The organism is Pseudomonas japonica (assembly GCF_013522925.1).
Taxonomy (GTDB): Bacteria; Pseudomonadota; Gammaproteobacteria; order Pseudomonadales; family Pseudomonadaceae; genus Aquipseudomonas; species Aquipseudomonas japonica_A.
The window spans coordinates 298,746-324,043 of record NZ_JAAMQU010000003.1 but is presented as its reverse complement, the minus strand read 5'-3'; the positions used below and the strand labels follow the sequence as shown (position 1 = coordinate 324,043).

General features: G+C 62.7%; 17 protein-coding genes and 2 pseudogenes. 6 read left to right on the top strand and 13 right to left on the bottom strand.

Annotated elements, in window-relative coordinates; all coding sequences use genetic code 11:
- Position 1: 1 nt before the first annotated feature.
- Entirely contained in the window at positions 2-2,569 is a 2,568-nt protein-coding gene (locus G7016_RS25335; RefSeq protein WP_181112047.1) for a M10 family metallopeptidase C-terminal domain-containing protein, read from the bottom strand.
- A gap of 210 nt (positions 2,570-2,779) precedes the next feature.
- Here G7016_RS25335 and G7016_RS06620 point away from each other — a divergent pair, with 210 nt between their 5' ends.
- Positions 2,780-5,395 (top strand): GAF domain-containing hybrid sensor histidine kinase/response regulator, encoded by a 2,616-nt coding sequence (locus tag G7016_RS06620; protein WP_181112046.1) that lies wholly within the window; start codon positions 2,780-2,782, stop codon positions 5,393-5,395.
- A 9-nt stretch (positions 5,396-5,404) separates the two neighbouring features.
- Here the strand turns inward: G7016_RS06620 and araH are convergent, their stop codons facing one another.
- The 4 genes from araH to G7016_RS06600 all read right to left on the bottom strand — a co-directional run bounded on the left by araH (position 5,405) and on the right by G7016_RS06600 (position 9,961).
- Positions 5,405-6,373, bottom strand: coding sequence for an L-arabinose ABC transporter permease AraH (gene araH, locus G7016_RS06615; protein ID WP_181112045.1), 969 nt, complete (start codon positions 6,371-6,373; stop codon positions 5,405-5,407).
- The gene (gene araG / locus G7016_RS06610) at positions 6,366-7,916 is read right to left on the bottom strand and encodes an L-arabinose ABC transporter ATP-binding protein AraG (RefSeq protein ID WP_181112044.1); all 1,551 of its coding nucleotides are present in this window, start codon (positions 7,914-7,916) and stop codon (positions 6,366-6,368) included. Before araG ends, araH begins: the two co-directional genes overlap by 8 nt.
- 23 nt (positions 7,917-7,939) lie before the next feature.
- Positions 7,940-8,944, bottom strand: coding sequence for a substrate-binding domain-containing protein (locus G7016_RS06605; protein WP_225774054.1), 1,005 nt, complete (start codon positions 8,942-8,944; stop codon positions 7,940-7,942).
- Positions 8,945-9,070: 126 nt separating this feature from the next.
- A complete protein-coding gene (locus G7016_RS06600) occupies positions 9,071-9,961 on the bottom strand; it encodes an SMP-30/gluconolactonase/LRE family protein (protein WP_181112043.1) in 891 nt (296 codons plus the stop codon).
- Between the two features lie 207 nt (positions 9,962-10,168).
- Here G7016_RS06600 and G7016_RS06595 point away from each other — a divergent pair, with 207 nt between their 5' ends.
- The 3 genes from G7016_RS06595 (at position 10,169) to G7016_RS06585 (ending at position 12,896) form a co-directional block, all read left to right on the top strand.
- The gene (locus G7016_RS06595) at positions 10,169-11,326 is read left to right on the top strand and encodes an aldose epimerase family protein (RefSeq protein ID WP_181112042.1); all 1,158 of its coding nucleotides are present in this window, start codon (positions 10,169-10,171) and stop codon (positions 11,324-11,326) included.
- Positions 11,323-11,595 carry a DUF3253 domain-containing protein gene (locus tag G7016_RS06590; protein ID WP_181112041.1) on the top strand — a complete coding sequence of 91 codons (273 nt, stop codon included), beginning with the start codon at positions 11,323-11,325 and terminating at the stop codon, positions 11,593-11,595. Before G7016_RS06595 ends, G7016_RS06590 begins: the two co-directional genes overlap by 4 nt.
- Positions 11,596-11,705: 110 nt before the next feature.
- On the top strand, positions 11,706-12,896 hold the full coding sequence (locus G7016_RS06585) for an MFS transporter (protein ID WP_181112040.1): 1,191 nt from the start codon (positions 11,706-11,708) through the stop codon (positions 12,894-12,896).
- A gap of 4 nt (positions 12,897-12,900) precedes the next feature.
- Here G7016_RS06585 and G7016_RS06580 read toward each other — a convergent pair whose 3' ends face one another.
- On the bottom strand, positions 12,901-13,647 hold the full coding sequence (locus G7016_RS06580; RefSeq protein WP_181112039.1) for a DUF72 domain-containing protein: 747 nt from the start codon (positions 13,645-13,647) through the stop codon (positions 12,901-12,903).
- 72 nt (positions 13,648-13,719) lie between these two features.
- Here G7016_RS06580 and G7016_RS06575 point away from each other — a divergent pair, with 72 nt between their 5' ends.
- Positions 13,720-14,142, top strand: a complete 423-nt coding sequence (locus G7016_RS06575; protein WP_181112038.1) for a DUF4124 domain-containing protein — start codon at positions 13,720-13,722, stop codon at positions 14,140-14,142.
- Between the two features lies 1 nt (position 14,143).
- Here G7016_RS06575 and G7016_RS06570 read toward each other — a convergent pair whose 3' ends face one another.
- The 6 genes and pseudogenes from G7016_RS06570 to pvdP all read right to left on the bottom strand — a co-directional run bounded on the left by G7016_RS06570 (position 14,144) and on the right by pvdP (position 21,503).
- Positions 14,144-15,430 carry an MFS transporter gene (locus G7016_RS06570; RefSeq protein WP_181112037.1) on the bottom strand — a complete coding sequence of 429 codons (1,287 nt, stop codon included), beginning with the start codon at positions 15,428-15,430 and terminating at the stop codon, positions 14,144-14,146.
- Positions 15,431-15,520: 90 nt separating this feature from the next.
- The gene (locus G7016_RS25500) at positions 15,521-16,282 is read right to left on the bottom strand and encodes a methyl-accepting chemotaxis protein (protein WP_375139683.1); all 762 of its coding nucleotides are present in this window, start codon (positions 16,280-16,282) and stop codon (positions 15,521-15,523) included.
- Positions 16,283-16,375: 93 nt separating this feature from the next.
- Positions 16,376-17,413: pseudogene (locus G7016_RS25495) on the bottom strand (HAMP domain-containing protein); the annotation flags it as partial.
- Positions 17,414-17,503: 90 nt separating this feature from the next.
- The gene (locus G7016_RS06560; protein WP_181112035.1) at positions 17,504-18,373 is read right to left on the bottom strand and encodes a TIGR03915 family putative DNA repair protein; all 870 of its coding nucleotides are present in this window, start codon (positions 18,371-18,373) and stop codon (positions 17,504-17,506) included.
- Positions 18,370-19,590, bottom strand: a complete 1,221-nt coding sequence (locus G7016_RS06555) for a putative DNA modification/repair radical SAM protein (protein WP_181112034.1) — start codon at positions 19,588-19,590, stop codon at positions 18,370-18,372. Before G7016_RS06555 ends, G7016_RS06560 begins: the two co-directional genes overlap by 4 nt.
- Before the next feature lie 305 nt (positions 19,591-19,895).
- A complete protein-coding gene (gene pvdP, locus G7016_RS06550; protein ID WP_181112033.1) occupies positions 19,896-21,503 on the bottom strand; it encodes a pyoverdine maturation tyrosinase PvdP in 1,608 nt (535 codons plus the stop codon).
- Between the two features lie 405 nt (positions 21,504-21,908).
- Between pvdP and G7016_RS06545 the strand changes: the two are divergent.
- A pseudogene (locus G7016_RS06545) lies at positions 21,909-24,368 on the top strand (glycosyl hydrolase family 28-related protein); the annotation flags it as partial.
- 174 nt (positions 24,369-24,542) lie between these two features.
- Here the strand turns inward: G7016_RS06545 and G7016_RS06540 are convergent.
- On the bottom strand, positions 24,543-25,280 hold the full coding sequence (locus tag G7016_RS06540; RefSeq protein ID WP_181112031.1) for an alpha/beta hydrolase: 738 nt from the start codon (positions 25,278-25,280) through the stop codon (positions 24,543-24,545).
- Between the last annotated feature and the right edge of the window lie 18 nt (positions 25,281-25,298).

Here is a 25,298-nt window from a genome sequence, read left to right as displayed (position 1 = left end):
GTCAGACGGTGTGGTCAGTGTGAGCGGCTACGCCTAGCACCTGGACCTCGGCGGTGGAATCCGCCGGCGCGAACACGAACTGATCCGCGTTCAGGGTGTGGCTGTAGTCCCCCGCAAGGGTCACCTGGAATTTGTGCCCCTCACTGTCCGCTTCGCTGCTGCGCACGTAGGTGCGGTCGCTGCTGGCGTTGTAGGTCACTTTCAAGGTGCCGTCGGTACCGTTGCCCAGCCCGGTGAAGCCCAACGCGGAAACGTCCAGCACATCACGGCCGGTGGAGAAGTCAGTGATCAGGTCTGCGGCCCCCACGTAGCTGTCGTTCACACTGTCGAATCGGAACGTATCTGCGCCCGAACCACCGGTAAGCCGGTCGCTACCCGCGCCACCCACAATCAGGTCATCGCCCACGCTACCGGCCAACTCGTCGTTGCCGGCCAGCCCCTGCAGCGTATCGTTGCCCCAATCGCCGTACAGAGTGTCCACGCCAGCGGTGCCTGTGACGTTCACTTCAGGGATTGGCTGGGACGTATCGGTTTGTGTGGGATCGGGATTTGCGAACAGGACATTCGTGGCCGTAAGGTCGTAGAGATGGTTGCCCTTGAGCAGGATCTCGAACCGATTGCCGTCGGCGTCCGGTTCCAGTGACTTGAGCGCGGTGTAATCGCCCGCCAGGTTCAGGACCACCTTCAGGGTGCCGTCGTAGCCGTTGCCCAGGCCAGTAAAGCCAAGTGCGGTAAGGTCGATGCGGTCATGCCCGTTGCTGTTGAAGTCCACGATCAGGTCACGCTGGGCATAGCTGCCGCTGGCATCGTTACGCAGGCTGTCGCTTGTGCTGGTATAGACGAAGGTATCCGCGCCAGCGCCCCCAGTGAGCGTGTCGCCACCGCTGCCGCCCAACAAGCGGTCGGCGCCACCGTCGCCCGACAGCGTATCGCGGCCGGCATTTCCCGCCAGGGTGTCGTCCGCTGCTGTACCCGTGAGCTGATCGTTGTGAGAGGTTCCCGAGGTGAGGGTGTAGAAGTTATCGGCGCCAAGGGTGGCCAGGTGATTACCGCTGAGCGCGAGCTGGAACCTATTGCCCTGAGCGTCGGCGTCCAGGCTCGACAGGTAGGTGGTATCGGTGGTTGCGTTGTACGTCACCTTGACCGTGCCGTCATGCCCATTGCCCAGGCCTGTGAGTCCCAATGCCGTCAGGTCAAGGCGGTCGGTGTCGTCATTGAAGTCCGTGATGCGGTCGCTGTACGAGGTAGTCGCAGTGCGGTAGCTATCACTCAGGGCAGTGAAGCGGAAGACGTCGTTGCCGGTACCCCCGGTAAGGTTGTCGGCGCCAGCGCCGCCCGTGATCACATCATTGCCCGCGCCGCCATCGATACGGTCGCGGCCCTCGTCCCCGCTGATGAGTTCATCCGAACGGGTGCCGGTCAGGGTATCGGCCGAGGCGCTGCCGCGAAGGATCAACACATCGCTGTTGTTGTAGACCTGGGTCTCGGTACCTACTGCATTGATGTCACCGGCCTGGGTGCCGTTGATCACGTTGCCGAAGATCACGCTGCCGTCCACGCCCGCAGTGCTGGACGGAATTTCTGCCACGCCCCAGGTGGACTGCGCGCCGCCGGTGATGATGTTGTCATACACGAAGTTCTGCGTGCCGTTTGTGCTGCCCAGGCTGCGTATGGCCACTTCCGCGGTGTCAGTGGTCTGCGCATTGTCATGGATGATGTTGTCCGAGACCTCCACGTGGGTCGTGCCTTGCAGGTTCACTCCGGACGCGCCATTGCCGTGGATGTCCACGCGGTATATGCCGGCGTACTCGATCCCACGCACGCGCACACCGTCACCGGCATTGTCGTAGACGTCGCCACCGATCACGCTGAAGTAACCGGTGTCCACGCCGCTTTCGTTGTGTACGAAGATGCCGTCGCCAGCGTTGCCGGACGCGATGTTATCGGTGAGTGATAACGCCTGACCACCCAGGGTGACATTGATACCGTTGCGACCGTTATCCACCCCGTGGTTGTCCTGGAAGGTGGCGGCGGATAAGTCGCCGCCCAGTGTAAAGCCATCCAGGGTGTTGTTCTGCGCGGTGCTGTTGCGCACTGTCAGGTTTACTGCCGGGGCGGTAAGGTCGAACCCGCTGCCGCTGAAATGTGTGGCGGTCACGCCATCGATCACCAGGTTGGTCACGCTGTTGGCGCCAGCCTGCGACCAGCCACTGACCTCCCCGCTGGTGTTGGCCTGGTTGCCATCGAGGGTGAGATTGCTCACCGCTGCATCGCGTACCGTACTTGCGCTCGTAACGCCCAACAGCGACGTGGTGCCGCTGGCGCCGCCGTCGGCCAGCTTGAGCACGGTATCGCCCGCCCCGTCGCCGGTCAGGGTTACGTTGCTTTTCACGGCCAGGGCATTGCCCGAGCCATCGCTGTCAGACACCACCCAGGTTCCGCTGGGTACATACACCTTGCCACCGCCGGCTGCGGCGGCTGCATCTATCGCTTTCTGGATCGCCTGGGTGTCATCGGTACTGCCGTCGCCCTTGGCGCCATAATCGCGAACATCGAAAACCTGGGTCATGCACTGCTCCTGTCTGGGTACTGTAAGCCTGGGGCCGGGGTTCCCGGAATCGCTTCAGCGAGAAGCCTGTGACCCGGGAATCCGTGCTTAGTTGGCTCAGCATAGGCAACTTCCAGACGAACGAAGCGTCAGATTCGTGGCCACGCGCCTGCTATGATGCGCGCGCGAGACACGCGTCTGCATTCCTGCCCTGAACGGACATGCGCTTAGATGACCCCGGACACTACTGCTCTATCCTCCGACAGCCCCGAATTCCTCCATGCGGGAGGCGAGCTCGGCCGGTTGATACGCGAGCATGACTGGGCCGCCAGCGGCTTGGGCCCCACCGCTACCTGGCCGCAAAGCCTCAAGACCATCACGGCCATGTTGCTGGCTTCGCCCGTACCCATCGTGCTGCTGTGGGGCATGAAAGGCATCATGATCTACAACGACGCCTACTCCGGTTTTGCTGGCGGCCGCCATCCGCGGCTGCTGGGCTCCGAAGTACGCAAGGGGTGGCCGGAAGTCGCTGACTTCAACGACAACGTGATGCGGGTGGGCCTGGCTGGCCGTACGCTGGCTTACAAGGACCAGGAGCTCACACTCCACCGCAACGGGCAACCGGAACAGGTATGGATGGACCTGGATTATTCGCCGGTGTACGACGAAAGCGGGCAGCCTGCCGGAGTGATCGCTATCGTGGTGGAAACGACTCAGCGGGTGCTCGCCCAGCGCCATCTGCAGCACAGCGAAGAGCGCCTGCGCACATTGGTCAGTTCCACGGCCGACCTTATCTATCGGCTGTCCCCGGACTGGGAAGAAATGTGGCAGCTGGACGGCCAGGGGCTGCTTCAGGACACCTTGGAACCCACCCGGGGCTGGCTGCCGGCCTATGTGGACCCCGTGGACTTGCCCCGCGTGCGCCAGGGCATCGACGAGGCGATCCGCGCAACGGCCAGTTTCAACATGGAACACAGGGTTCGCCGCCTGGATGGCGGTATCAGCTGGGTCCACTCACGCGCGGTACCGTTGCTGGACGAGCGCGGCGAAATACTCGAGTGGTTCGGCGCGGCAACCGATATCAGCGCCCGGCGCGAGGCTGAAGAAACCCTGCGGGCCAACGAGCGGCGGCTGCGCTTCCTCGATACGCTGAACAGGGAAACCGCTCGTAGCACCGACGCCGATCTGATCATGGCGATCACCACTCGCCTGCTCGGCGAGCACCTTGGCGTATCAGTGTGCGCGTATGCCGACATGGATGCCGATCAGGACGGCTTCAGCATACGCGGGGATTGGAGCGCCCCAGGCTCGCCCAGCATTGTCGGGCATTACAGCCTCGCCAGCTTCGGCCGGCTTGCCTTGAAAAACCTTCACGCAGGCCTGCCGCTGATTCTCGAAGACAACGCCGCCCAGCTCGCCGCCAGCGAAGCCGAGGCGTTCTTGAGCATCGGGCTGGCCGCCACCATCTGCATGCCATTGGTGAAAGACGGTCGACTCACCGCGCTCATGGCCATCCATGACCGCGTGCCGCGCCAGTGGACTTCGCAGGAGCTCTCATTGTTGACCGAGGTCAGCGAGCGCTCCTGGGCCCACATCGAACGTGTGCGGGCAGAGATCCAGCGGCGCGAGACCGAGGAGCGGTTCCGCCGGGATCTCGAGGCCCGGGTGATCGAGCGAACCGAGGCCTTGCGGTTGAGCCAGGAAAGCATCCGGCGCACCGAGCAGGCGTTGCAGCAAGCGCAAAAAATGGAAGCGCTAGGGAATCTCACCGGTGGCATCGCGCACGATTTCAACAACCTGCTGATGGCCGTTCTGGGTAGCCTGGAGCTATTGCGTCGGCGCATGCCGGCCGATCCGGCCCTGTTGCGCCTGCTGGACAACGCCAAGGCAGGGGCAGAACGCGGTGCCTCTCTGATCGCACGCATGCTTGCCTTTGCCAGGCGGCAGGATCTGCGCACTGAAACGGTGGAGCTGGGCGAACTGATTGCCGGCATGAACGAGCTGCTGCAGCGCTCGCTAGGGCCCACCATCGAACTGGACACCGACTTCCCCGCGACACCCGCCTGGGTGCGCACCGACGCCAACCAGCTCGAAGCCGCACTCTTGAACCTGGCCGTGAACGCCCGTGATGCCATGAGTGGCCAGGGGCGTATCACCCTTGGCGCCCGGCTTGAGCACGTGTCGGCCGGCGACCCCCAGCTGGCTGCGGGCGACTACTGGTGCCTGTGCGTCACCGACACCGGCGAGGGCATGGACGAGCAAACGCTCAAGCGCGCCGCCGAACCGTTTTTCACCACCAAAGGGGTGGGCAAGGGTACCGGGCTTGGCCTGTCCATGGTATTGGGGCTGGCGGAGCAGTGTGGTGGAACCTTGCGCCTGCGCAGCAACCCGGGCTGTGGCACCACGGCCGAAGTATGGCTGCCGGCAAGCCCCGCACCTGGCGCCGAAGAACAGTCAGCCGCCCTGGCACAGCCACCTGACGCTGTGGCGCCCGGCAAGGTATTGAACATCCTTACCGTGGATGACGACGAGCTGGTACTGACCAATACCGTGGAAATGCTGCGGGAGCTGGGCCACCAGGTTCGCCCCGCGAGCTCGGCGCGAGAGGCAATGGGCTGGCTCGAACAGCAGGCCTTCGACCTGTTGATCACCGACCATGCCATGCCGCACATGACCGGCGCGCAACTGGCCGTTCAGGTACTGGCGCAGCGGCCGCAGATGCCGGTGATTCTGGTGTCTGGCTACGCCGACATGATGCCGGGTCAGGCGCCGGACCTCCCGCGCCTGGCAAAGCCGTTTTCCCAGGCGCGGTTGGTGGAGATGGTGAACAAGGTCACCGGCGGATAGACGAGCGCCTCAGCGCTGCTTGAGGCGGTCGATGATCACGGCCAGCAGCAGGATGGTGCCGCGGATCACGTACTGGTAGAAGGTGTCGATGTTCTTCAGGTTCATGGCGTTTTCGATGATCGCCAGAATAAGCACACCGGCGATCACATGACGCATCATGCCAATGCCGCCCGCCAGAGACACACCGCCCAGTACACAGGCGGAAATCACGGTCAGCTCGAAGCCCTGCCCGATCATCGGTTGGCCAGAGGTCATGCGCGAGGCCAGCACCACGCCGGCCAGCGCACCGATCACGCCATGTACCGCGAAGATGATGATCTTGGTACGGTCTACCGATACCCCGGCCAGCCGCGCGGCTTCCTGGTTACCGCCGATGGCCATGGTGTTGCGGCCGTAGGTGGTGTAGTTCAGCAGCCAGCCGAAGAACAGGAAGCACAGCAGCGTGATCACGATGGGCACAGGCACGCCATACAGCTGGCCATTGCCGAAGATCGAGAAATCCTCCTGCATCACGCCCACGGCCTTGCCGTTGGAGAAAATGTAGGCCAGGCCGCGTACGATCTGCATCGTCGCCAGGGTAGTGATCAGTGCGTTGATACGCAGCTTGGCGATCACGATGCCGTTGATCAGCCCCACCACCAACCCCATGCCCAGGGCTGCACCCACACCAAACACTACGCTGTCGGTTTCCCGCATCACGATGGCGGCGATAACGCCGGCGCAGGCGATCACCGACCCCACCGACAGGTCGAAATGCCCCGAGGCCAGGCAGAACAGCATGGTGCAGGCGGCGATCCCGGTGGTCGAGATCGCCAGCCCCAGGCCACGCATGTTCAAGGGCGAAAGGAAGTTGTCGATGAAGATCGCCGAGCAGGCAAAGATGGCGACGGCGGCCAGCAGCATGACCCAATCATCCAGGAAGCGCCGCATGTTCAGGCGGTGCGCGGAAATCAACGGAGTGTGGGGTACGCTAGCCATGGTTCACCTCTTGTTCTGGAGCTGTACGGGCGCCGGGCAGGGCCAGTTGCAGCAGGCTGGATTCGTTCGCCCGGTTGCGGGGCAGTTCACCCGTGATCTCGCCTTCACACATCACGATCACACGGTCCGATATACCGATCACTTCCATCAGGTCGCTGGACACCACGATCACCGCTACGCCATCGGCGGCAAGGTTATGAATGATCTGGTAGATCTCTGACTTGGCCCCGATGTCGATGCCACGGGTAGGCTCATCGAGCAGCAGTACCTTCATGGGCAAGGACAGCCAGCGCCCAAGAATTGCCTTTTGCTGGTTGCCACCGGACAGATAGAGCATCGCCTGGTCGGCTGAAGGGGTTTTGACGTTCAGCGCGCGAATCTGCTTTTCAGCGTTGTCGCGCTCCCAGCGCCCCCGCAACAGGCAACCCAGGCGCACATGCCGGGGGCGGGCACCGATGTTGATGTTCTCGCCCACGCTGGCGAGCGGCACGATGCCTTCCTTTTTGCGGTCCTCGGGGCATAGCAGAATGCCGGCTTGAATGGCGTCCCGCGGGCTCGCCAGCTTCAGCCGCTTGCCGTCCAGCTGGAGCGTGCCGGCGCTGGCGGGAGTCAGCCCCGAGAGCAGGCGCAGCAGCTCCGTACGCCCTGCCCCGACCAGCCCGAAGAAGCCCAGCACTTCACCGCGGCGAACAGAGAAACTGGCCGGCGCGCGCAGGCCGGGGCCCAGCAGGCGATCCACGTCCAGCGCCAGCTCGCCATGGGGGCGTTCGCGGTAATTATAGATGTCCTGGATATCCCGGCCGACCATGCAGGTCACGAGCTTGTCGTGGCTGAGCACCGCCATGTCTTCGAAGGTTTGCACGTAGCGGCCATCCTTGAAGACGGTCACCGCGTCGCAGATACGGAAAATTTCTTCCATGCGGTGGGATACGTACAGCACCACCCTGCCCTCGTCGCGCAGGTGGCCGATGATGTCCATCAGCCGGTCGATCTCCCGCGCGGAGAGGCTGCTGGTGGGCTCGTCGAAAGCGATCACCCGAGCGTCATGTGACAACGCCTTGGCGATTTCCACCAGCTGTCGCTGCCCCAGCGATAAATCGCCGAGCCGCGTCTGCGGATGGATTTCCTCGGCCAAGCCTTGCAACAGCTCCTGCGCCCGCTTGTGCATGGCGCGCCGGTTGACGATCCCCAGGCGCGAGGGGAAATGCCCGAGCAGCAGGTTCTCGGCCACGGTCATTTCTGGTACCAGGTGCAACTCCTGGTGGATGACCGCGATGCCGCTGGCCAGGCTGTCGGCGGCGTTGCGAAACTTCAGGCTGCGCTCCCCCAGGCACAGTTCACCCTCGGAGGGCGTGTAAGCGCCCCCGAGGATTTTCAGCAACGTGGACTTGCCCGCGCCGTTTTCGCCCATCAGGGCGTGTACCTGCCCTGGGTAAGCGGTGAAACTGATATCGGCCAGGGCGCGTACGCCCGGGAACTGCTTGCCGATGCCCTTGAAGGATAGCGCCTGGGCAGCGCCGGGTTGCGAAACGGTCGACAACATCGGGAAAGTCCTCGTCGCCTGGCTCAATTCCACAGGCCGATTTTTTCAAGCTCTTGCTTGAAGTTTGCCCGGGTGATGAGGGTCACTTCGTCCATGGCCGTGTATTTCGGGGGTTCCTTGCCGGTGGTGACCCACTCGAACACCATGGTGGCCGTCTTCTCGCCTTCGATGTGCGGGCTAGGCAGCATGGAGCCGAAGAAGCCGCTGTCAGGCTTTTTCAGTTCACCGATCGCGTCAGTGCCGTTGATGCCGATCCCGATCACGCTGGCCGCCTTGAACCCGGCGCTTTCGGTGGCGCGCACGCCGCCCAGCACCGTGTTGTCGTTCATGCCACCGATGATGAGGTTTTTGGCCGCAGAGGGCAGTTTCACCAACGCGGAGTTAGTAGCGTCCATGCTGCCTGGCACATCGAGGGTTTTCTGCGGGGCGAAGATAATATGGTCTTCAGGCAACCCGGCTTTCTTCAGGGCGTCCACGGAACCGTCGGTGCGCTTCTTGCCGGTGTCCAACTCGTTGTAGGTGTTGATCACAGCCCAGGTGTCTTTCCAGTCCCAGCCGCGGTTTTTCGCTTCTCCGGCCATGGCCGCGCCCTGCTTCTGGCCTACTTCGAAGGCGGCCATGCCCAGGTACGGCACGTCTTCCATGAAGTTACCCTTGGCGTCCACGAAACGGTCGTCCACCGCCATTACCTTCAGATCGTTCGCCTTGGCCTTGGCAACAATGGCCGGGCCCAGGGACACGTCCGGGGCACAGATCACAAAGCCCTTGGCGCCGTTGGCGGCAAGGCTATCGATGGCCGCGAGGGTTTTTTCACCGTCGGGAACGGCGATCTTGAGCAGGGTAAAGCCTTTCTCTTTGGCCGCTTTTTCAGCGAACGCCCATTCGGTCTGGAACCAGGGCTCCTCGGGTTGCTTGACCAGGAAGCCGATCTTGACCGGGTCAGCGGCCAGTGCCTGGCCTGCCCAGCTCAGCGCGGCGGTGGTTGCTACAGCGCCACAAAAGACGCGAAACCCTTTGGTAAGGGGCATGGCTCACTCCTTGTTCTTGTTAGAAAGCCGAACGGTACCGACGGGGCCGAATACCGCGAGTTCAGTCAAGCACAGCGCGCCGATCCAATATGTAACGAAGTGTCACCCATTAACGGCGCGGTTTTTTCATCCAGCAAAGCGGGTGCACGGCGTGCCTTTCACGTTCACCTGCGCGTAGTACACACCCCCGTCCAGGGCTGTGGCGCCGTGGGCCGGTATCGCTGATGTCAGGTACAGCGTACGAAGGTCCGGCCCGCCGAATACACAACTGGTGGGATGGCTCACCGGCACGTCGACGCGCCGATCGATTCGCCCATCCGGCGCGAAACGCAACAGGCATCCGCCACCCCAGCGGGCGTTCCACAAGTAGCCTTCGCTGTCGAGCGCGGAGCCATCAGGTACGCCAGGGCCATCCGCCGCCCAGGCTTCACGGGGGCCGAGGCTGCCGTCAGCCTGCAGGGGGAAGCGGTACAGCTGCCCCGCACGGCTGTCAGCGAAATAGACGAAGCGGCCATCGGCGCTCCACTCCAATGTATTGGGAATGCCCAGGCGTTCGAGCAGCGGTGTGACCTGCGGGGGTTGCCCGGGATGACCCGCCGTTATGCGAAACAACCCTCCGCTGTCACGCGTGACAGGGATGTCCTCCCCGGCAGGGCCAAGGTTGTTCTGCATGGTGCCCAGCCAAAGGCGGCCGTGGGGATCGCAGCGGGCTTCATTGGCACGGTTGCCGTCAAGCGGATCCACTGTGCTGAACAAGCGCAGTTCGGGGCTGTCTTTGGAACAGGCCAGGCTCAGCCGGTAGACACCGCTGGGCAAGGTCACCAACGCATCGTCAGAGGTTGTAGGAATGCAGGCGGATACCGGCTCTGCAAGCTGCCAGCGTTCAAGGCCAGTACTGCTCAAACGGCAGGCGGCCTGGCCGGCAATGTCCACGAAGTAGAGTGCCTGGGTGGAAGCGTCCCAGAACGGGCCTTCCGCCAGCTTGAAGCGATCGGGCGAAACAGGCTGCCAGTGCACGGCGCCTCCGGTTTTTATTAGTTGTTGTGTGTTCGCCGGCCAATCGAGGTTGGCAGGTGTTCAGCATTAAATAATATTACTATTTGGACTTCAAGCCCCTTGAATCATCGCAACACGCGACTTGATGTTGAAATTGGTATGACTATATTCAAGGGGTCGCGCTCGGCGATGCATCCATTTATAACAACAACCGTATGGAGATAGCTCATGAAACCCTTTCTCGCGCGCAGCGGTCAGGCCGCTGGCCTCGCCTTCGCGCTCGGCCTGGCAGCCAGTTCGGCTCAGGCGGCAGGCCTTACCCGCGAACACGCCAGCTTCGCTACCCTTGAAGACGGAACGGCCGTAGAGCGCTATGTACTGCGCAATGGCCACGGCATGCAGGCGAGCATTCTGACCTACGGGGCGACCTTGCAATCGTTGCTGGTGCCCGACCGCGCAGGCCAGCTTGCCGATGTGGTGCTGGGTTTCGATGACGTTCAGGGCTATCAGGCCCATGGGGATGTGTACTTCGGCGCAACCATCGGCCGCTTCGGCAACCGCTTGGCCAAAGGGCAGTTCACCCTGGATGGCAAGCAATACCAGGTGCCACTCAACGACGGCCCCAATGCCCTGCATGGTGGCCCCAAGGGCTTTGACAAGCATGTGTGGAAGGCCCGCGAAACCGACGAAAAAGGCTGGGTGGGCGTAACGCTGAGCTACCATTCCGCCGACGGTGAAATGGGCTTCCCGGGCAACCTCAACGTGGAGGTGGAATACAGCCTCAACGAAGATAACGTGCTGCGTATCCGCTACAAAGCCACCACTGACCACAGCACTGTGCTTAACCTCACCAACCACAGCTACTTCAACCTGGCCGGTGCCGGCGAAGGTGACATCCTCAACCAGGTCGCCACCCTGTATGCCAGCAAGTACACCCCTATCGACAGCACACTGATCCCCACCGGCGAACTGGCCCCCGTGACCGGTACCCCCATGGACTTCACCAAGCCCGTGGCGTTCGGCAAGCACATCCGCGACGACCACGAGCAGCTGAAGTTCGCCGAACCCAAGCAAGGCGGCTTCGACTTCAACTGGGTGCTGGACAGCGCAGGCGACCTGAGCAAGCTGGCGGCCGATGTGTTCGACCCAGGTTCGGGGCGGCGGCTGCAGCTGTACACCACCGAGCCGGGGGTGCAGCTGTATACCGGTAACTTCCTGAAGGGCTTCACCGGCAAAGGTGGAAAGACCTACCCGCACTGGGGTGCTTTCACGCTGGAAACCCAGCACTACCCGGACGCGCCGAATCAACCGAACTTCCCCAGCACGCGGCTCGATCCAAAGAAAACCTACACCCAGACCACGCTGTTCCGCTTCAGCGCGCAATGAATCAGGCCGGGCTGATCGAGGCGCGCATGCTTGAGCTGCTCGCCGCGCGAAGCCCGGACGCTTCCATCTGCCCGTCGGATGTCGCTCGAACGTTGGCGAGCGATACCGATGGGTGGAGGGCGTTGATGGAGCCCGTGCGTGACGTAGCAAGGGCACTGGCGGAAAGAGGCGTTGTAGTGATTACCCAAGGGCAGCAGGTTGTGGGCCCCGCCGCCCCCGTGAAAGGGCCGATCCGTTTGCGCAGAGGCCCGGCATTCGACGCACGCTGAATTGCCTAAGGATTCCTTCAAGGAATCCAGTAAATTCTAAACATGAATTTTATTTATGCCTAAGTGGGCGCTACCGTAGGGGTATTCCCCTGCGATAGAGGCACACCGGCATGGCACCTGAACCACATTGGCAGCGCAACCTGTGGGTATGCGTATTTGGCTCGTTCACCACCATCGTGGCCATGACCATCCTGCTGCCCTTCCTGCCGTTGTACGTTGAACACCTGGGCGTTACCGATACGGCCGCGATCGTGCAATGGTCGGGCGCAGCCTACGGCGCCACGTTTTTTTCTGCAGCGCTCACTGCGCCGTTGTGGGGCCGCCTGGGCGACCGCTATGGCCGAAAGCTGATGCTGATACGTGCCAGCCTGGGCATGGCCGTTGCCATGGCGCTGATCGGGCTGGCGCAAAGTGCCTGGCAGCTGGTTGCTTTGCGCTTGCTGGCGGGGTTGCTCGGCGGCTATGCCTCGGGCTCGACCATCCTGGTGGCCACCCAAGCCCCCAAAGCCCGCTCGGGCTGGGCACTGGGCGTGCTTGCCTCAGGAATCATGGCAGGTAACCTCGCCGGGCCGTTGCTGGGAGGAGCGTTGCCGCCGCTTGTGGGTATCCGTAATACGTTCTTCTTGTGTGGCGGCGCCATTTTCGTCGCGTTCCTTGCCACTACGTTTCTGCTCAAGGAAACCCCTGTACCGAAAGCCCATACCTCAAATTCAGCCAACGGCGGCGAGGCTGCGCTCAATCCCCAGTCGATCAGCATGCTGATCACCGCGGCGGCATTGATGTTCGCAACCATGTCCATCGAGCCGATCATCACGGTGTACTTCCAGCAACTGCAGGTGAACGAGGTCACCTGGATGGCCGGCCTGGCCATGGCCGCCACGGCGCTGGGCAGCATTGTTTCGGCCTCCCGCCTTGGCAAGCTGGCTGATCGCATTGGCCATTGGCCCGTGCTCAGCGGTTGCCTGGCCACGGCCGCGCTGCTGCTGATACCCCAGGCATTGGTTACCGAAGGTTGGCAACTGGTAGTACTGCGCTTGGCCATGGGGCTGGCCTTGGGCGGGCTGTTGCCCTGTATTGCCAGCGTAATCCGCCATGCCGTGCCGGACCGTGTAGCGGGGCGCGTGCTGGGCTATTCAACGTCCTGCCAGTACGTAGGCCAGGTGCTCGGCCCTTTGGCCGGTGGCTTCATGGGCGGGCATTACGGCATGCGTTCGGTGTTCTGGCTGACCAGCCTGCTGCTGGCCGGGCTGGCGGTGTTTAGCTGGAGGGCACGGCCGGCTCGGGTGGTGAGGCCCGCTTGATCCATTACCTGGCGTGAGGCGGCGAGCCCAGCCCCAACCGCTCCACCACCCCCAAGGCATCGGGCACCGCAGCGCCGGCGGCGGTGTTATCGAAGATGCACCACGTAGGCACGGCACGATTGCGTAGTCGCTCAGCCAGCGCGGCCAGTACGGTCTCGGGATAGGCCGAATAATAGATTTTCGGGCTGCCGTGCAAGCGTAGGTAAGCGATGCCTTGCCAGCCGAGCGGCGCGGGTTCGCCAAGCGGTGCCGGGTCGGCTTCTACCCAACCTACCTGCCAGGCTTGCAGCAGTGCATCGGCTGCGAGCCAGGTGGGGTGTCGGGGCTCCAGCACTACCGCACCGCTGTAAAGCCGGCGTAGCGCTTCGAAAAAAGGCCCCGCCGTGCTGGGGTCATAGGCCAGCGAAGGCGGCAGTTGCACCAGCAGGCAACCCAGGCGATCACCCAAGGTGTTGCACTGGTCCAGAAAGGCCGCCAGCAATGGCTCGCAGCCTTCGAGCCGCTGCTCATGGGTAATCTGCCGAGGAACCTTTACCGAGAAGCGGAACCTCTCGGGTACCGAAGTGCCCCAGCGTGCATAGGTCGCTGGCCGATGCGGCCGGTAGAACGAGCTGTTTATTTCCACGCCGCCAAACCGGCTGGCGTAGCGCTCGAGATGGCTGCCTTCGGTACTGAAGCGCGGCCATTGCTCGCGCGGCAAGCTCCAGCCGGCGCAGCCGATGTACAGCGGTGGATGGGTCGTGGCAGTCATGCAGGTGGGACTGACGGCTGGGTGTTGGCGTTCCGTCGGCATGCGTTGTGGGGGGTACCCGATGGCTTTAGAATGCGCCGATGTCTCATCGCCATTATGGACGACCTGATGCGCTTCGGATTGCTGCTCTGCGCTGCCCTCGCCTGCTCCACACCTTACGCCTTGGCTGATGCCTATAAATGCACGGGTGCAAACGGCCGCGTGAGCTTCAGCTTCGTGCCCTGCCCGGTCACTCGCGGCGACACGCAATGGGCGCGCAAGGTCGAGCAGGCTCAGTGGGTAAGCGTGAACCCCGAGGATGCCAAACCCGACGTGATCAACAAGCGCGCCACGGACATTCTGAAAGCCAGCTACCGGACCAAGGTTCGCTACACCGTGCACTACCTTCCGGGTGGCGCACCGGCGCCGGAGAAAAAGCCACCGCCCAAGGCCAAACCCATGCGCTGCCAGCAGCTGGCCGGGCACACCGCCTGCGACGGCCTGGCGCGCCCTTGATTCAACTGAGCGCGGCTGCCCGAGCGGTATAGCGGCGTAGTATGAGCATCGACAGCGCGGCGACCAGGCACAGGGCCCCAGCCACGTAAAACGCTGGCAGGTAGCTTGCCAGCAGGGTACGCGACAGCCCCGCCCCATAGGCGGCACTGGCCGCGCCCAGCTGGTGCGCTGCGAACACCCAGCCAAACACCAGCCCGGCCCGCTCCCGGCCGAAACGCTCGGCGATCAGCTTGACGGTGGGCGGCACCGTGGCAATCCAGTCCAGGCCATAGAACACCGCGAACAGCGACAGCCCATAGAACGTAAAGTCGGTAGACGGCAGGAACAGCAGCGACAGCCCTCGCAGGCCGTAGTACCAGAACAGTAGCCAGCGGTTGTCGTAGCGGTCCGACAGCCAGCCAGAGCCCACGGTACCGATGAAGTCGAAAATGCCCATCAGCGCCAACACGCTGGCCGCGCCGACTGCAGGCAAGCCGAAGTCACCACACAGGCTGATGAAGTGGGTTTGAATCAGCCCGTTGGTACTCGCGCCACAAATGAAGAAGCTGAGCGCCAGCACCCAGAAGGTGGCGTCGCCGCTGGCGTCGCGCAGGGCCACCAGAGGAGAACGCAGGTGGGTCAGGAAGCTGGCGGACGGTACCGCCGGGGCAACAGTGTCATCGCCGTAAGCGGGCAAGCCAAGGTCGGCCGGCCGATCGCGCATCAACAGCAGTGCCACCAACGAGGTCGCCATCAGCATCAGGCAGACGAACAATAGGGCAGCGCGCCAACCGTAGCGCTCGGTGAGTTGCGCCATCAGCGGCAGAAATACCAGCTGCCCGGTCGCGGAGCTGGCCGACAGCAAGCCCAGTACCAAGCCGCGCCGGTGATTGAACCAGCGAGTGGCCACGGTTGCGGCCAGGACCATGGCGACCATGCCGGTCCCCACCCCCACGACCACGCCCCAGAACAGCAACAGCTGCCACAGCTCGGTCATCATCCGCGAGCCCAGAAAGCCCGCGGCGATCAAGCCCAGCGCAGTGACGACCACAGGCCGAAGACCAAAATGGTTGATCAGCGCCGCTGCGAAGGGCCCGAGCAGGCCAAACAGCACCAGGCGCAAGGCCAGCGCGACGGAAATCTCAGAGGTGGACCAGCCGAACTCCTGCTGCAGGGGCACAATGAGTACCCCAGGCGCACCCATGGCGGCGGCGGCCACCAGCATCACCAGGAAGGTGGCGGCTACCACCACCCAACCGTAATGGAGGTTACGCCGCCCGAGGGCCGCCGCCAGCGTGCCGGACACCATTGACGCCTCCAGGAAATCCGCTTGATATGATGGCCGTCATAATCTTCGCTCCGGGAGGTTGTGTCAATGTGTGTCGGCACCCCGCCGGCGTCAGATCCGGAAGCTACCTACCAACTGCTTCAAACGGCCTGCCTGCTGTTCCAGATCGGTACAAGCCCGCAACGTTGCCTGAAGGTTTTCCACCCCTTCCTGGTTCAGGGTGTTGATTTCGTTAATGTCCACATTGATGGCCTCCACCACTGCGGTTTGCTCCTCGGTGGCCGTGGCGACCGATTGGTTCATGCCGTCGATTTCACCGATGCGCTGAGTCACGCTGGTGAGCCGCTCGCCCGCCTGGTTGGCAATGGTCACGCTTTGATCACTTTCACGCTGGCTCTCGTTCATGATGGCCACCGCCTCACGGGCACCCACTTGCAGCTCCTCGATCATGCCCTGAACCTGCTGGGCCGATTCCTGGGTACGGTGAGCGAGGTTACGCACTTCATCCGCCACCACCGCAAAGCCACGCCCTGCCTCGCCCGCCCGGGCCGCTTCGATGGCGGCATTGAGCGCCAGCAGGTTGGTTTGCTGGGAGATACCGGTGATCACTTCAAGGATCTGGCCGATGTTCGCTGTCTTCAGGTTTAGTTGCTCGATCTTTTCGCACGCCCCGCTGATCTTGCCGCCCAGGCGATTCATCGCGTCGATGCTTTGCTGCACTACCGCCTGGCCGTTGGCCGCCAGGTTGCTGGCATCGCTCGAATGCTCGCTTGCCAGCGCTGCGTTCTGGGCGATTTCCTGGGCGGCAGCGCCCAGTTGGTTGATAGCGGCCGCTACGCTGTTGGTGCGGTTGCTTTGTTGATCCGAATTCATCATCGACGAGTTCGACGCGCTTACCACTCGCAGCGCAACTTCATTGAGCTGCACGGTCGAGGACGACACTTCCCGCATAGAGTCGTGAATCCGCTGCACAAAGCGATTGAAGGCGGTGCCCAGGTGGCCGAATTCGTCCTGATTCTGAATCTCCAGCCGACGCGTAAGGTCGCCTTCACCGGCGGCAATGTCCTGCATCGCGCGGCCCATCACGTTCAGGGGGCGCATCAGCACGGCAATCAGCATGCCCAGCAGAATGATGATCACCACTACCGCGACCGAGGTCGCGACCACCGCAGAGGTGCGGAAGTCGCTGAGGCTTTCGTAGGCTTTTTCTTTGTCCACGGCCAGGCCGATGTACCAGTTCACCGAGGGCAGCCCATCGACGTGAGCAAAGGTCAGCACCTCGGTGTGGCCAGCGCGATCGGCTTCGCTGATGTCTGCACTCAGTTGTGGCGTCGCCTGGGGATAGGCGTCCTTCAGGTTTTTGTTTACCAGTGCCTGGTCGGGGTGCACGAGAATCTGCCCGGTTGCGTCTACCAGGAACGCGTATCCATTACCATGGAAGTCCAGCGCGTTGATGGTCTTGACCAGCGTATCGAGGGTGAGATCGCCGCCTGCCACGCCGAGCACTTGGCCGTTCGGCCCTTTCACCGGTGTGGCAATGGTGATGATCAGCGATTTGGTGACCGCGTCGGTATAGGGCTCGGTGAGCGTGGTCTTGCCAGCGTCCACGGCACCCTTGTACCAGGGCCGGGTGCGCGCGTCGTAGCCAGCGGGCATTTCATCCGGCGGCTGCATCACGAACACGCCATTGGCGCGGCCGATGTACACGTTCATGAAAGTCGCCAGCAGCGTCTTCTGCTTCATCCATTGGCTGGCGGCATCGTCATCCGCCGTCGCGGCCAGGCCTTCAGCCATGCCTTCTACCAGCAGGATGCGCCCGGACAACCAGTTGCGCACGTTGGCCGACGCGCTTTCGCCGGTTTCGGCCAGGTAGCTGTTGAGCTGCGAGGTGATCGCGTGCCGCTGCAAATAGTCGTTGTAGAGCGAAAACAAGGTAAACGCGAGCACCACCACGAGGGAGGCGGCCAGGAGGATCTTGTGGCTGAACTTGAGATTTCGGGTCATGACCGGGCGCTATCTGTAGAGGGCTTGGTAGCCTCTGTATCGGCGCCCCGGCTCGCTTGTTAAGGCAATGTGACAAAAAACTTCGAAGTTTTACTTGCCGCTGGTCGCAGGCGTGCGCGAAGCCGTTCCCAACCGCTCACCCGGCCGGGAAATAGCCTTGCCCGCCCGTTCCGATACCGCCTGCGCTTGCCCGTCCCGTTGTTTGCCATGCCGCGCCTGGGTTACCAGCTTTGGGATCAGGTCGCCCTCGGGCAGCAGCTTCCAGAACCGCGTAGGCATGTGCCCCTGCATGATCCCGGGGTTCAGCCGGGCAGGGTTGAACGTGTGTGCGTAATAGGCCCGCCACAACGCATGGGTGGCATCGCCCTGCCCCCGCGCCAGCGCTGCCCAGGCCGGTGGGCACACGCGCTCGTAATGCAGGGCTTCACCGTCGTAGTAGATCCCGTCACGCGGGGTGGCGATCAGCCAACGCTGCCGCCCCATGCGCCCCACGAAATGCTCGGCGGCGCGCGCGAGGATGTCATGAGCCGGCTCGTGCCAGGCCACATAAGCCGGCCCGTCGTCAGCTTCTGTTCGCTCCACGAAACGCAGGAAGGCGTGCAGATGATGGGCCTCCCGGCTTACCTGCTTGATGCGACGGTGCAATTCACTACCCACCGCATCTCCTGCCAGCATCGCCGTGCGGTCCCCGTGGCTCACCCGCCACAGCACTTCATAAAGCAGGCTCCAGCGCTGCTCGCCCAGGTATTGCGAGGCGCTTTCGAGCAAGGGCGGAAGCGCCTGCGGAATACGCGACTGGCAAGGCCCCGGTTCCGTTGGCAAGCCATGGGGCGCGCTGAACAGGTCGGCTTCGCGCTCGCCATTCCAGCTCACTTGGCTAGGGTCCACTTGATGGCTGAGCAACCACCGCGCCTGCTGGCGCCATTCGCTGAATTGACCGTTGCACTCCAGGCAAATCATCCCCACAACCCCAGCTGTTGAGGCTGCGGCCGCTCGACCATGGCCAGGCGCAAGGCTTGGCTGCTGGTGTCTGCCTGCGGAGGGTGATAATCGGCCGTGACCACGAACGGCTTGGCCTTGGCCAGCACACAGCGCAGGCGTGCAAGGTCGGCATAGCGGATACGCCGTTGGCGGCGAAGCTCGACAATCCGTTTGGTGGTGCGAATACCGATGCCCGGCACCCGGGCGATCATCGCCGGCTCGGCGCGGTTGAGGTCCAGCGGGAACATGTCGCGATGCTCCAGTGCCCAGGCCAACTTGGGGTCGATATCCAGCGCCAGGTTGCCCGGCCCGCTCAGCAGCTCGTTCGCCTCGTACCCATAACCTCGCAGCAGGAAGTCGGCCTGGTACAAGCGGTGCTCGCGCAGCAAGGGCGGCGGGGCCAGCGGCACACTGCCCGGGCTGTCCGGAATGGGGCTGAACGCCGAGTAATACACGCGCTTGAGTTTGAAATTACCGTAGAGGGATTCGGCACTGCGCAGGATAGTGCTGTCATCGGTGGCGTCGGCACCGATGATCATCTGCGTGCTTTGCCCCGCCGGGGTGAATTTCGGCGCGCGGGCTTCTCCCGCCACTGCCTGCTGGCCCTGGTGGATCGTGTCCATGGCCTGGTGAATAGTGATCAGTTGTTTCTCGGGCGCAAGCTTGCGCAGGCTTTCGCCGGTAGGCAGCTCTACGTTCACGCTGAGGCGGTCCGCGTACTGCCCAGCCTGTTCGATCAACCTGGGGTCAGCATCCGGGATGGTCTTGAGGTGGATATAGCCACGAAACTCGTGAACCTCGCGCAGCGTACGGGCCACGGTCACCAATTGTTCCATGGTGTAATCGGCCGAGCGGATGATGCCTGAGCTGAGAAACAGGCCGCTTACGTAGTTACGCCGGTAGAAGTCCAGCGTAAGCCGTACCACTTCCTCCGGGTTGAACCGCGCCCGCGGCACATTGCTGGAGCGCCGGTTTACACAGTACTGGCAGTCGTACAGGCAGAAGTTGGTAAGTAACACCTTGAGCAGAGATACACAGCGGCCGTCCGGTGTATAGCTATGGCAGATGCCCATGCCATTGGTGGAGCCCAGGCCGCTCTTGCCTTCGGAGCTCCGCTTGGGAGCGCCACTGCTGGCACACGACGCGTCGTACTTGGCGGCGTCGGCCAGGATGCTCAGCTTGTCGATCAACTCCATAACGCGCCCGCTTACTGGTTTTTTGTACAGTATCTGGTTGGATGTACAACCTCAAGCACCCTTGGTCGGAGGTAGTCAGGCGCGGAAAAACAAAAACCCGCCGAAGCGGGTCTTTTTTCATTGCCATTCCAGCATCCTGCCGGTAGCCGTCCTGGGCCATGGCCGATCTTCCTTTATCGCTGAAGGCCAATCCTGCGCTTCAGTTGATGGATTAAGAATACGTTGCACGGCGCCCGGTGGCGAGAGCGAAACGCTGCGCCGCGCTGTAAGACATTCGCTATACCGCCGACAGGCGCAGGCTCACGTCAGGTCCTTTGCAACGGAGTGCCCGGCAGATTCCGCGCATACCAGGGCCGCTCCTGAGCCTGGTCGATCGCATTGCCCAAGGTCGCCCGCGGCTCCACTGCCAAGCGCAAGGCGATCTTCATCATCTCCAGATCACTCTCCAGCGCGGTGCCCATCCAGATACCCGGGCCATCGGCGCAAGCATGGCTCACCGGGCCCATCCAGGGATTGTCCTGCTCCACCCATTTACCCTGGGCAAACCACTGTACGCCCCTAATCTCAGCGACACTCACCTCGCCGGGATGGAACAGCCGGTGCGCCGCGAACCAGTCGTCTATGCGCGCGTCGATCCAGCCGTGGAAGCCCCAGAACAGCGGATGCACATGGGAGGAGAACGGATCGCCGAGGAAGTCGTTGCTGGCGTCGAACCAGGGCTCGGCAAAGTCCGTGGGCTGGCGCGCCATTGGCATCGGCCGGCCGTCTGTGGGCGCCCGGGCCACGCTCGCCCAGCACATATGCAGCCAGTCGTGCAGGCTTAGCTCCAGTTCGGAACCGAACTGCCCCAGGGTCATTTTGGCCAGGTAGTCCGGGTCGCGATAACGGGACTCCCATACCTGGAAGTTGCCATCGTACGTGTCCCGGCTTTTGATCGCCGCCATGCCTTGGCTATAGCTTTCGTCGCCGGGCGCAAGCCAGGTGGGCGGAATGGCGCGGCCATCTTCGTTCTCGAAATACCGAATGAACGCTACCCGATCGGTTTCCACTGCCGGGCGTGGCAAGGGGAAATACCGCCAAGGCGTGGGCGCGCCCAGCTTGGCCGCTTCGCCCAGCATGTAGCGGTGCATATAAAGGAAGTCGATGCCCGAGCCATTACGGTCCTTGTACCGGCCGCGCGAATCACGTTCTTCATTGCGCGGGCCTGGCTGCCAGCCCAGGCCGCGCAAGGCCTGCCGACGGTCTTCCCCGATCAGGTGCCACTTGTCTCGCACGGTGTGCCAAAGTTGGTGCGCCAGGCGGTGTTGTGGCGTGACCAGCCACTGGGCAAATGCCGGCGCCAGGGGAATGCGCTCGCGCGCCTCGGGGAACGCCAACTTGCGGGCATTGAACGCGGTGGACGTTTTGCCGCCGTCGGGGTGGAGCTCAGTCACGTTGCCGCTGAGCAGGTCGTTATCCGCAACGCCTACCCCGCCCCACAAGTCGGTGAGCTTCACCTTCAGGCAGTAGCCCGGGGCGCCCGGCGCCGGATCATGTTCCATAAGCCGCCAGCGTACCTGCGACGCGTTGGCCCCCACCAGGTCGCCGATCACCTTGAAGCGTGGGTACTCATTGCTCGCCAGGCGCTCGTAGGTATCTACGTAACCCCGCAAGCCGCGGCCGCGCTCTCCGGCATCAAGCAGCAAGGTAGTGCCGTGCAAGGCCGGAACGCCCGGCGCGTCCACCTGCCACACCCCGCGCAGCAAGTCAGCCAGCCGTTGTGTGGGCAAGTCTGCCAACTCCACCCGGGCTTCGCTGGGCGTGCCTCCTTCCGCCCACCACTTTTTCCATCGGCGGGCCCCTTCATAACCCACCGGAACCATCAAACCGCCCAGGGCAGCCCCCGCAAGGATAGTGCGCCGTGTCATCCGCATCGCTTGGTGTCCATGCTAAACGCTGTCGAATACTTCTTTTGTATCAACGTGTTACCTCTGCGTCCGGCAGAAATTCGGAAAAAGAGCCAGTTGATTGACAGAGACAGTAGCAGATTGCCCTATACCCGTGGGCCTTTTCAGCTCATTTCAAAGATGAAATCTTCCGTTGCGCTTAGGGGCTACAGCCCTTGTATCGCGGGCGTTACAGGGAAAATTTAATGTGACGGCACGAACATTTTTCACCTACGCTGGCCGCAGCGCCAAACTATCGCCGTTGCGCTTGGTCACAGGGTGTGGGCGCGCCAAGCACCTTGCAGTATTCCAAACGACAAACTATTGACACTACAGGATTGACAGCGAGCCCTGATCGGCGCCCGCCGTCGAGCAATGGATAAGGAGCAAGCGATGATCTTCAACGTTAAAGACTATGGCGCCGTAGGTGACGGCGTAACCGACGACACCGCGGCGATTCAGGCCGCCATCGATGCCGCCTCTGCGGCCGGTGGTGGCCAGGTGTACATCCCCACCGGCACGTATATCGTGTCCGGGGGTGAGGAAGCGTCGGACGGCTGCCTCATGTTGAAGAGCAACGTGTATATGTCGGGCGACGGCGCGGGCGAAACCACCCTCAAGCTGGCCGACGGCTCCGATCAGGAAATCACGGGCATCGTGCGCTCGGCCTACGGCGAAGAAACCACCAACTTCGGCCTCAGCAACCTGACCATCGACGGCAACCGTGACAACACCACCGGCAAGGTGGACGGCTGGTTCAACGGTTACATCCCAGGCCAGGAAGGCCAAGATTCGAACGTCACCCTCGATGGCGTGGAAATCATGAATTGCTCCGGGTACGGCTTCGACCCGCACGAGCAGACCGTGAACATGGTCATCGAAAACTGCATCTCCCATGGCAACGGCCTGGACGGCTTCGTAGCCGATTACCTGATCGACAGCACCTTCATCAATAACGTGGCCTACGACAACGACCGCCATGGTTTCAACATCGTTACCAGCACCAACAGCTTCAGCCTGGTGGACAACGTGGCCTACGATAACGGGGGCGGCGGTATCGTGGTGCAGCGTGGCAGTGAAGATATCCCCTCGCCTACCGACATCACCATTACCGGGGGCGCGGTGTACGACAACGCCGCCGAGGGCATCCTGGTGAAGATGTCCGACGACGTGACCATCAGCGGCGTGGACATCTACAACAACGGCAGCGCTGGTATCCGCATCTATGGTTCTTCTGATGTGACCGTGGTGGACAACACCCTGACCGCCAACGGCCAGAACAATCCGGTGCCGGAGATCATCATCCAGTCCTACGATGACACCAACGGGGTGTCGGGCGAATTTTACGCGGGCAGCGGCAACGTGATCGAGAGCAACACCATCACGGGCGGCAGCAATTCCACCTATGGGGTGGCCGAGCGTAACGAAGACGGCACCGACGGCAACGCGGTGATCGGCAACACCATTACTGGCACCACCAAGGCCACCACCTTGCTGTACGGCGACGGCAGCTATGTGAGCTCGCAAGTGCCTTTGCATGAAATCGACGGCACCGCTGGCAAGGATACCCTCACCGGTACCGTCGTGGCCGACCTCATCCTCGGCGGCGAGGGCAACGACACCCTGAACGGCGCGGGCGGCAGTGACGTGATCGTGGGCGGTGCAGGCAAGGACACGCTGACCGGTGGTGACGGCGCGGACACCTTCCGCTTCGATGCGCTGACCGACAGCTATCGCAGCAGCACCACGTCCTACACGGACCTGATCACAGACTTCGATGCCAGCCAGGACAAGCTGGACGTTGCTGCACTGGGGTTCACCGGGTTGGGCGACGGCACCAACGGCACCTTGAGCATCGTCTATAACAGCAGCACCGACCGCACCTACATCAAGAGCCTGGACGCCGACGCCAACGGCAACCGTTTCGAGCTGACCCTGGCTGGGAACCTGACGGCAAGCCTTACTGCGGATAACTTCGTGTTCAAGTACGTGGTCCAGGGCACCGACAGCGCCGAAACGCTCACGGGTACCGGGCTGAGTGAAACCCTCTATGGGTTGGGCGGCGCAGACACCATCAATGCCGGTGCCGGCAATGACATTATCTACGGCGGTGCGGGGGCGGATACGCTTAGCGGCGGCGCGGGCTCGGACACCTTCGTGTATACGTCGGTAAGCGACAGCTTCCGCAACTACAACACTGGCGGTACCGACCAAGGCGACGAGATCGTCGACTTCGACGTGACCACTGACAAGATCGACTTGTCAGCCCTGGGCATCACCGGCCTGGGCAGCGGCTATGACGACACCATTCAGGTCGTGCTGAACAGCGCTGGCACCGTCACCTACATTAAAAGCCGCGACGTGGATGCCAACGGCAACCGCTTCGAGGTTGCCATCGAAGGCAACCACCTGACCGACCTGACGGCGGATAATTTTGTGTTCGCTACCCCGGTGGTTGGCACCACGCTGCAAGGCACCGCCGGCAACGATGTGCTCACCGGCACCGCAGGCAATGACATTCTTATCGGCGGCGCGGGCCTGGACAAGCTCACCGGTGGCGATGGCGCCGACACCTTCCGCTTCGAGAACCTTACTGACAGCTACCGTACAGCCAGCAGCAGCTTCGACGACCAGATCCTGGACTTCAATGCCAGTGAGGACAAGATCGACGTGTCCGCGCTGGGCTTCACAGGCCTGGGCGATGGTCACAGCGATACGCTATCGATCGTGTACAACGCCACCACCGACCGCACCTACATCAAGGACCTGGACGCCGATGCCAACGGCAACCGCTTCGAAGTGGCGCTGTCGGGCAACCACAGCACGGACCTGACCGCAGCCAACTTCGTGTTCGCCAGCACCACCCCTGCCAGCACCACTACCGTGGATACAACTGCTGCGGGCACGAGCGCCACGGCCACTGAAGTGGTGATCCTTGGTACCACCACCGACACCGAGCACCACACCACCACGGCCTGAGGCCACGCCTCGCCGCCCAGCGCGGCGGGGCCTTTCTCCCGGCGGCCGTCAGTGCGAGGCCGCTATCCCCGTGACCTGGAACAACCACTTGGCCAGGTCATCCACTTCGGTCTTGCTCACGCCGTGGGTCATGCCTGGGTAGGCATGAAAATCCGCCTTTATCCCCACTTTTAGCAACGCTTCGTTGGCCTGCGTCGCCTCGGCATAGGGGAGGATCGGGTCTGCGGTACCGTGCCCGATGAACACCGGCAGCTGGGCCAGCCCCGGCAGCGGAGCCAGGCGCTGGCGCATGCCTGATGTGAGCTTGCCGCTCAGCGCCGCGATACCCCCGACCGAATCGGGGTACTGCAGCGCAAGTTCATAACTCATCATTGCGCCCTGGCTGAATCCCACCAGGTAGATGCGCCTGGGCGCCACCTTGTACTTGCGCCCGGCCTCGGTGACAAAAGCGCGCAACGTTTCCAGGCTGCGCTGCACTTCTGCGGGAACGCCTTCGTACGGCCCGTTATCGGGGGTTTTGCTGAACCACTGATAGCGCCCCTCGCCCAACGGCATTGGCGCGCGCACCGACAGGTAGGTGAAGTCCGGGAACAGGCGCTCGTGAATTTCGAACAGGTCCTCTTCGTTTGCACCGTAGCCATGGAGGAAGATGATCAGAGGGTGCGCTTGCGGGTTGGCACCCGCCTGAGCGAGGTAGCTCAACGGCAGGTCGTGCTGCAGCACCGGCTGGGCGTGGGCCAGGCTTGCGATCAGGGGAAACAACAGGGCGGCTAACCACTTCGTCATTGCAGGGCTCTCGCTGAA